This is a genomic window from Rhizobium bangladeshense (assembly GCF_001662075.1).
Taxonomy (GTDB): domain Bacteria; phylum Pseudomonadota; class Alphaproteobacteria; order Rhizobiales; family Rhizobiaceae; genus Rhizobium; species Rhizobium bangladeshense_B.
Genome location: NZ_LYPL01000119.1, coordinates 1 through 517, shown reverse-complemented (window position 1 = coordinate 517; position 517 = coordinate 1). Strand labels below are relative to the sequence as shown.

Annotated in this window: 1 protein-coding gene; it reads left to right on the top strand. The window is 62.7% G+C overall.

Annotated features, from left to right (window positions below; genetic code table 11):
- On the top strand, positions 1 to 517 hold a 517-nt coding region (locus A7X77_RS31775; RefSeq protein WP_156668223.1), incomplete at both ends, for an ABC transporter ATP-binding protein.

Sequence of the window (517 nt, the reverse complement as noted above, 5' to 3'; positions counted from 1 at the left end):
ATCGCGATCGGCGGCAATGTCGTCAACGCCATGACGCCGCGCGAGCGCAATATCGCCATGGTTTTCCAGTCCTACGCGCTTTATCCGCATATGACGGTCGCCGAAAACATGGGCTTCAACCTGAAGCTTGCCGGCGTTCAGAAGCCTGAGATCGAGGCCCGCGTTGCTGAAGCCGCCCGCATGCTCGATCTCGCCCAGTTGCTCGACCGCAAGCCGGCCCAGCTTTCCGGCGGTCAGCGCCAGCGTGTCGCGATGGGCCGCGCCATCGTTCGCAATCCGGCGGTCTTCCTCTTCGACGAGCCGCTCTCCAACCTCGATGCCAAGCTCCGCGTGCAGATGCGCTCGGAGATCAAGACGCTGCACCAGAAGGTGAAAACCACCTCGATCTATGTCACCCACGACCAGATCGAGGCGATGACGCTCGCCGACCGCATCGTCGTGCTCAATCAGGGCAGGGTGGAGCAGTCGGGCACGCCGCTCGAACTTTACAAGAAGCCGGCCAACCTCTTCGTCGCCG